Genomic DNA, 7,487 nt, shown 5'->3' with positions numbered 1-7,487 from the left:
CACGGCGTTTTTCGTCCATCCGGCCGAAGCCAGCCACGGCGACATGGGCATGATCACCCGCGATGACGTGGTGCTGGCCCTGTCCAACTCAGGCTCCACCGCGGAAATCGTGACCCTGCTGCCGCTGATCAAGCGCCTCGGCATCACCCTGATCAGCATGACCGGCAACCCGGAGTCAGCGCTGGCCAAGGCCGCCGAAGTCAATCTGGACGCCCGGGTATCCCAGGAAGCCTGCCCGCTCAACCTGGCCCCTACCTCCTCCACCACAGTCTCGCTGGTACTCGGCGACGCGCTGGCCATCGCCCTGCTGGAAGCCCGCGGCTTCACCGCCGAAGATTTCGCCTTCTCCCACCCCGGCGGCGCCCTGGGCCGTCGCCTGCTGCTGAAAGTGGAAAATGTCATGCATGCCGGCGCTACCCTGCCCAAGGTGCAGCGCGGCACCTCGCTACGCGACGCCCTGCTGGAAATGACCCAGAAAGGCCTGGGCATGACAGTGGTGGTGGAAGATGACGGGCGCCTAGCCGGGGTCTTCACCGACGGCGATTTACGCCGCACCCTGGATCGCGGCATCGATGTACGCCAGGCCAGCATCGACGAGGTGATGACCGTACACGGCAAAACCGCCCGCGCCGAGATGCTCGCCGCCGAAGCCCTGAAGATCATGGAAGACCACAAGATCAGCGGCCTGGTGGTGGTCGACTCTGAAGACCGCCCGGTGGGCGCATTGAACATGCACGACCTGCTGCGCGCCGGAGTGATGTAATGGACAGCCAACTGCTGCAACGCGCCCAAGCCGTGAAACTGGCGATCTTCGATGTCGACGGCGTACTCACCGACGGCAAACTGTATTTCCTGGTCGACGGCAGTGAATTCAAGACCTTCAACACCCTCGACGGCCACGGCATCAAGATGCTGATCAACTCCGGGGTGCGCACCGCCATCATCAGCGGGCGCAAGACCCCGGTGGTCGAACGCCGCGCGCAGAACCTCGGCATCCAGCACCTGTACCAGGGTCGCGAAGACAAGCTGGTGGTGCTGGATGAGCTGCTCGGCGAACTCGGCCTGAGCTACGAGCAAGTCGCCTACCTGGGCGACGACCTGCCGGACCTGCCGGTGATTCGCCGGGTCGGCCTGGGCATGGCGGTGGCCAGCGCCGACGCCTTCGTCCGCCAGCACGCCCACGGCGTGACCCAGGCACGCGGCGGCGAGGGTGCCGCGCGCGAATTTTGCGAACTGATCATGCGCGCCCAGGGCAGCCTCGAATCTGCCCAAGCCGCCTACCTGTAGAGCCGACCATGCCGCGCAAACTGTTCAACATCCTTTTACTCGCCTGCGCCGCCGCCCTATTGGTCGCGCTCGGCTACTGGAATATCAACCCGGAAAGCTTTGCCGAGCAAGACCGCGCAGTGACGGTGCAGAACCCCGTGGATTTCTATGCGACCAACACCAACACCGTGCAATACATGGTGGATGGCAAACTTCAGTATGAAATGCAGGCCAGCAAGGTCGAGCATATGCAGGCGAGCGATATCACCCTGATGAATAGCCCGCGGGTGGCCCTCTATCGCGGCGAAGAACTGCCCTGGCATATCCGCAGCGAGCGCGGCGAAGTGGCACCCGCCGGCAAGGAAGTCGAGCTGATCGACCAGGTTCGGGTCGAACGCACCGACGCCAAAGGGCGCCCGACCATTCTCACCACCAGCCGTCTGACCGTATTCCCCGAGAAGGAATATGCGCAGACCCAGCAAGCCGTTAGAATCGACGCCGCCAATGGGGTGACCACGGCACAAGGAATGAAAGCGTACTTGAATGACGGCAGGATGCTCCTGCTGTCCAATGTAAGAGGTCAGCATGAGGTTCGTTAAAACCCTCCCCCTACTATTCGGCTTGAGCGCCGCGCTCGGAAGCGTCAGCGCCTGGGCCCTGCCGACTGATCGCGAACAACCGATCCGTATCCAGGCCGACAGCGCAGAACTCGATGACAAACAAGGCGTTGCCGTTTATCGCGGCGCCGTGATCATCACCCAGGGCACCCTGAAGATCACCGGCGACACCGTGACCATCACCCAGACCCCGGCGGGCGATATCGACGTGTTCACGGCGGTGGGCAAACCGGCCTATTACGAGCAGCTGCCGGCCACCGACAAGCAGATAGTCAAAGCCTACGGCCTGACCATCCAGTACTTCGCCGCCAACGAGCGCATCGTGCTGATCGACCAGGCCAAGGTGATCCAGGAAGGCAATACCTTCGAAGGCGAGAAGATCGTCTATGACACCCAGCGCCAGATCGTCAACGCCGGCCGCGCCACGGGCACCAGCCTGACCGCGCCACGTCCGCGCATCGACATGGTGATCCAGCCGAAGAACAAACCAGCCGAACAGCAGGCGCAGTAATAATGGCCACATTGAAAGCCCAACACCTGGCCAAGAGCTACAAGGGTCGCCAAGTTGTTCGCGACGTCAGCCTGAGCATCGACAGCGGGCAGATCGTCGGCCTGCTCGGCCCTAACGGTGCGGGCAAGACCACCTGCTTCTATATGATAGTCGGTCTGGTGCAGGCCGATCAGGGCCGCGTGCTGATCGATGACCACGACGTCAGTCACCAGCCCATGCACGGCCGCGCCCGTGCCGGCATCGGCTACCTGCCGCAGGAAGCCTCGATCTTTCGCAAGCTCAGCGTGGCCGACAACATCATGGCCATCCTGGAAACCCGCAAAGACCTCAATCGCACAGAGCGGCATAAGGAACTGGAAAACCTGCTGCAGGAATTCCATATCAGCCATATCCGCGACAACCTCGGCATGAGCCTATCCGGTGGTGAGCGTCGCCGCGTGGAAATCGCCCGCGCCCTGGCCACCAATCCGAAATTCATCCTGCTCGACGAGCCCTTCGCCGGGGTCGACCCGATCTCGGTCGGAGATATCAAACAGATCATTTATCACCTCAAGGCCAAGGGCATCGGGGTGCTGATCACCGATCACAACGTGCGCGAGACCCTGGATATCTGCGAAACCGCCTACATTGTCAGTGACGGCCAACTGATCGCCGAAGGCGATGCCGCAGCCATCCTGGCCAACCAGACGGTTAAAGAGGTGTACCTGGGGCACGAGTTCCGCCTGTAGCAGCGGCTTTTCCCAAGCCTGCGACAGGTAGCGCTAGGCAAACCCCTTAGAGTCAGGCATATAATTTGCCTCCTTGTGGCGCCTCGGCGCCCTGTAGTGGATTGCGCACAGACGCCGGTAAATAAGGTCTGCAATGAAACCATCGCTAGTCCTGAAGATGGGCCAGCAGCTGACGATGACACCGCAGCTGCAACAGGCCATCCGCCTACTCCAACTGTCCACCCTGGATCTGCAGCAAGAGATCCAGGAGGCACTGGAATCCAATCCGATGCTCGAACGCCAGGAAGACGGCGAGGATTTCGACAACTCGGACCCCATGGCCGATGGCGCAGAAAGTGCCACCTCCAGCGAACAGCAAGAAGCGCCTTACCAGGAGCCCAGTTACCAGGAAAACACGCAGACCGTGGATAACCTGGAAGACGGCGAATGGAACGAGCGCATTCCCAACGAGCTGCCGGTCGACACCGCCTGGGAAGACATCTACCAGACCAGCGCCAGCAGCCTGCCCAGCAGCACCAGCGACGATGACGAGTGGGACTTCACCACCCGCACCTCCAGCGGCGAGAGCCTGCAAAGCCATATGCTCTGGCAGCTCAACCTTTCGCCCATGTCCGACAAGGACCGCCTGATCGCCGTCACCCTGATCGACTGCATCAACGAGCAGGGTTACCTGGAAGAGAGCCTCGAGGAAGTAGTCGAAGCCTTCGACCCGGAACTGGATATCGAACTGGACGAAGTGGAAGCCGTGCTGCACCGCATCCAGCAGTTCGAACCCGCCGGCATAGCCGCACGCAACCTGGGTGAGTGCCTGCTCCTGCAACTGCGCCAACTGCCGGCGACAACCCCCTGGCTGAGCGAAGCACAGCGCCTGGCCCACGACTATCTAGACCTGCTCGGCAGCCGCGACTACAGCCAACTGATGCGCCGCATGAAGCTCAAGGAAGACGAGCTGCGCCAGGTCATCGAGTTGATCCAGAGCCTCAACCCGCGCCCCGGCTCGCAGATCGAGTCGAGCGAAGCGGAATACGTGGTGCCCGACGTCATAGTGCGCAAGCACAACGAGCGCTGGCTGGTCGAACTCAACCAGGAAGCCATGCCGCGCCTGCGGGTCAACCCGCAATACGCCGGCTTCGTCAAACGTGCCGACTCCAGCGCCGACAACACCTTTATGCGCAACCAATTGCAGGAAGCACGCTGGTTTATCAAGAGCCTGCAAAGCCGCAACGAAACCCTGATGAAGGTCGCCACCCAGATAGTCGAGCACCAGCGCGGCTTTCTCGATTACGGCGACGAGGCGATGAAGCCCCTGGTGCTGCACGATATCGCCGAAGCGGTGGGCATGCACGAATCGACCATTTCGCGGGTCACCACGCAAAAATTCATGCACACCCCGCGCGGCATTTACGAGCTGAAATACTTCTTCTCCAGCCACGTCAGCACCTCCGAAGGGGGCGAATGCTCGTCCACCGCGATCCGCGCCATCATCAAAAAACTGGTCGCCGCGGAAAATGCAAAAAAGCCGTTGAGTGACAGCAAGATCGCTGGTTTACTGGAGGCACAGGGCATTCAAGTAGCCCGCCGCACAGTCGCAAAATACCGTGAATCCCTCGGAATAGCGCCATCCAGTGAGCGCAAGCGATTGCTGTAAGGCGGCAGTAGAAGGAAGACGGTTCACACTGCACATAACACCCGGCCACGCATCTCCTCGAAAGCAGCCATACTGCCTACAAGGGATTTGCGCCAGTGCCAGACTCGTTCTGCCAGAGTCTTCCCCGCCACAGTGTTCCGGCGGCAGGCCTCTCGCCTGCCTCTTACACACGGCAACAAGGAGAAAGCGGTATGCAAGTCAACATCAGTGGACATCAGCTGGATGTGACCGACGCCCTGCGCGCCTACGTCGAGGAAAAACTCGGCCGATTGGAGCGCCACTTCGACAAAATCACCAATGTGCAAGTCACCATGGAGGTCGAGAAACTCAAACAGAAAATCGAAGCGACCTTGCACATTGCCGGCGGCGAAGTGGTCGCCAATGCCGAACACGACGACATGTATGCAGCCATCGATTTACTGACCGACAAACTCGACCGACAACTTATCAAGCACAAGGAAAAACAGCTCGAACGTCAGCAGGGCGCACTGGCCCGCTGACATCGTCTATCTCCTATGATCCGACTTGAAACTATCCTGACCCCCGGCCGTTCCTTGGTGAACGTGCCGGGCGGCAGCAAAAAACGTGTTCTCGAACAGATTGCCAACCTGGTGGCGCGCGAGCTGCCTGACCTGGATGGCCAAGACATTTTCGAAAGCCTGATCGCCCGCGAAAAACTCGGCTCGACCGGTTTCGGCAATGGCATCGCCATTCCGCACTGTCGCCTGCCGGGCTGCACCGCCCCCATCAGCGCCTTGTTGAAACTGGACGCGGCGGTGGACTTCGACGCCATCGACGGCGCGCCGGTCGATCTGCTGTTCGTGCTACTGGTTCCCGAAGCGGCGACCGATGCCCACCTCGAGCTACTGCGGCAAATCGCCAGCATGCTCGACCGCAACGACGTCCGTGAACGCCTGCGCCAGGCGCAGAGCAACGAGGCCCTGTACCAGGTGGTCGTGGACGTACAAAGCCAGCTCAACCGGGCCTGAGCATGCGCCTGATCATCGTCAGCGGTCGCTCCGGCTCCGGCAAAAGCACCGCCCTCGATGTGCTGGAGGACAACGGTTTCTATTGCATCGACAACCTGCCGGCCGGCCTGCTCCCCGAACTGGCCGAACGCGCGTTGCTGCATACCGAACTGCTGCACCCGCAAGTCGCCGTATCGATCGATGCGCGCAATCTACCCAGCCACCTCAAGCGCTTCCCCGAGCTGCTCGACGAAGTGCGCGCGCGGCATATCAAGTGCGACGTGATCTACCTGGATGCCGACGAAGAGACGCTGCTCAAGCGCTTCTCCGAGACCCGCAGACGTCACCCGCTGACCAACGAGAATCGCTCATTGGCCGAAGCCATTGCCGATGAGAGCCAGCTGCTCGGGCCGATCATCGACCTGGCCGACCTCAAGATTGACACCACCCACCTGAATCTCTACCAGCTGCGCGACAGCCTTAAGCTGCGCCTGCTCAATCAACCCGAGCCGGGTACGGCCTTCCTGCTGGAGTCCTTTGGCTTCAAGCGCGGCATGCCGGTGGATGCCGACCTGGTATTCGATGTGCGCTGCCTGCCCAACCCCTACTGGAAGCCGGATTTGCGCGACTACTCGGGCCTCGACCAACCGGTGGTCGAGTACCTGTCCGCCCAAGCCGATGTCGAGGAGATGTACCAGGATGTCCTCGCCTACCTGACCAAGTGGCTGCCGCGTTTTGCTGCCAGCAACCGCGCCTATGTCACAGTGGCCATCGGCTGTACCGGCGGACACCACCGCTCGGTGTACCTGGCCAATCGCCTCGGCGAAACCCTCAAACCCATCCTGAAGAACGTCCAGATTCGCCACCGCGACCTCAGTTAAGGAATTGCCGCAATGCCCGCCTGCGAAATCACCATTATCAACAAGCTTGGTCTGCACGCCCGTGCCGCCGCCAAATTTGTTGGCGTCGCCGGGCGCTTTCCTTGTCAGGTCAGAATCGGTCGCACGCCAGACAGCCTGGTGGACGGTAAAAGCATTATGGCGGTGATGATGCTGGCCGCCGGCAAAGGTACGGCCGTGCTCCTGCATACCGAAGGCGAGCAGGACAGCGACGCGCTCAACGCCCTAAGCGAACTAATCAACAACTACTTCGACGAAGGTGAATAAATAGTTGTCGGCTGGATAACGCACAGCGGAGATAGTTATGGTGGGTTACGGCGCGCGCAACGTTTAGCGCGAGTCGATACTGACCGCATGCGCGCCTAACCCACCCTACGCCCTAGCTGCCCGCCACCGTCATCCGCTCGATCAACACCGAGCCGGTGCGGATATTGCTGCGCAGCTCCAGATCATTACCCACCGCGACTATCTGCTTGAACATATCGCGCAGATTGCCGGCTATGGTGACTTCCTGCACCGGGAACTGGATCTCGCCGTTCTCCACCCAGTAGCCGCCGGCGCCGCGGGAATAGTCGCCGGTGACCATATTCAGGCCCTGGCCCATCAGCTCGGTGACCAGCAGACCGCGCCCCATGCGCTTGAGCAGCGCCTGCTGGTCCTCATCGCCATGACTGACGAACAGGTTATGCACGCCGCCGGAGTTGGCGGTGCTGGGCATGCCCAGCTTGCGCCCGGAGTAGGTGCCGAGCACATAGGACAGCAGCTCGCCACGCTCGACGAAGGACTTCGCGTAGGTGGCCAGGCCGTCGCCGTCGAAGGCGGCGCTGCCCAGGGCGCGGGGAATATGCGG

General features: G+C 61.3%; 11 protein-coding genes. 10 read left to right on the top strand and 1 reads right to left on the bottom strand.

Annotation, left to right across the window (positions count from 1 at the left end):
- The 10 genes from Q8Q83_RS04760 to Q8Q83_RS04715 form a co-directional block, all read left to right on the top strand.
- Positions 1-763, top strand: a 763-nt coding sequence (locus Q8Q83_RS04760; protein WP_305621589.1) for a KpsF/GutQ family sugar-phosphate isomerase, incomplete at its 5' end; no start/stop codon positions are given.
- Entirely contained in the window at positions 763-1,287 is a 525-nt protein-coding gene (locus Q8Q83_RS04755) for an HAD family hydrolase (RefSeq protein ID WP_305621587.1), read from the top strand. The genes Q8Q83_RS04760 and Q8Q83_RS04755, both read left to right, overlap by 1 nt.
- 8 nt (positions 1,288-1,295) lie before the next feature.
- The gene (gene lptC, locus Q8Q83_RS04750) at positions 1,296-1,865 is read left to right on the top strand and encodes an LPS export ABC transporter periplasmic protein LptC (RefSeq protein ID WP_305621586.1); all 570 of its coding nucleotides are present in this window, start codon (positions 1,296-1,298) and stop codon (positions 1,863-1,865) included.
- Complete coding sequence (gene lptA, locus Q8Q83_RS04745; RefSeq protein ID WP_305621584.1) at positions 1,852-2,394, top strand: lipopolysaccharide transport periplasmic protein LptA; 543 nt, start codon at positions 1,852-1,854, stop codon at positions 2,392-2,394. The genes lptC and lptA overlap by 14 nt, the downstream gene beginning before the upstream one ends.
- Before the next feature lie 2 nt (positions 2,395-2,396).
- Positions 2,397-3,122 carry an LPS export ABC transporter ATP-binding protein gene (lptB, locus tag Q8Q83_RS04740; protein WP_305621582.1) on the top strand — a complete coding sequence of 242 codons (726 nt, stop codon included), beginning with the start codon at positions 2,397-2,399 and terminating at the stop codon, positions 3,120-3,122.
- A 133-nt stretch (positions 3,123-3,255) separates the two neighbouring features.
- Positions 3,256-4,770, top strand: a complete 1,515-nt coding sequence (locus tag Q8Q83_RS04735) for an RNA polymerase factor sigma-54 (RefSeq protein WP_305621580.1) — start codon at positions 3,256-3,258, stop codon at positions 4,768-4,770.
- Between the two features lie 191 nt (positions 4,771-4,961).
- Positions 4,962-5,270 carry a ribosome hibernation-promoting factor, HPF/YfiA family gene (gene hpf / locus Q8Q83_RS04730; protein WP_305621578.1) on the top strand — a complete coding sequence of 103 codons (309 nt, stop codon included), beginning with the start codon at positions 4,962-4,964 and terminating at the stop codon, positions 5,268-5,270.
- Between the two features lie 15 nt (positions 5,271-5,285).
- Positions 5,286-5,759, top strand: a complete 474-nt coding sequence (gene ptsN, locus Q8Q83_RS04725) for a PTS IIA-like nitrogen regulatory protein PtsN (protein ID WP_305621576.1) — start codon at positions 5,286-5,288, stop codon at positions 5,757-5,759.
- A 2-nt stretch (positions 5,760-5,761) separates the two neighbouring features.
- Positions 5,762-6,619 carry an RNase adapter RapZ gene (gene rapZ / locus Q8Q83_RS04720; protein ID WP_305621574.1) on the top strand — a complete coding sequence of 286 codons (858 nt, stop codon included), beginning with the start codon at positions 5,762-5,764 and terminating at the stop codon, positions 6,617-6,619.
- Between the two features lie 12 nt (positions 6,620-6,631).
- Positions 6,632-6,904: an HPr family phosphocarrier protein gene (locus Q8Q83_RS04715; protein ID WP_305621572.1), complete on the top strand. Its 273-nt coding sequence runs from the start codon at positions 6,632-6,634 to the stop codon at positions 6,902-6,904.
- 112 nt (positions 6,905-7,016) lie between these two features.
- Here the strand turns inward: Q8Q83_RS04715 and Q8Q83_RS04710 are convergent.
- On the bottom strand, positions 7,017-7,487 hold a 471-nt coding region (locus Q8Q83_RS04710; protein WP_305621571.1), incomplete at its 5' end, for a metallopeptidase TldD-related protein.

Origin of the sequence: Pseudomonas sp., assembly GCF_030696055.1 — a bacterium.
Lineage (GTDB): Bacteria > Pseudomonadota > Gammaproteobacteria > Pseudomonadales > Pseudomonadaceae > Aquipseudomonas.
The sequence above is the reverse complement of the archived record's forward strand: the minus strand, read 5'-3'. Positions and strand labels throughout refer to the sequence as shown.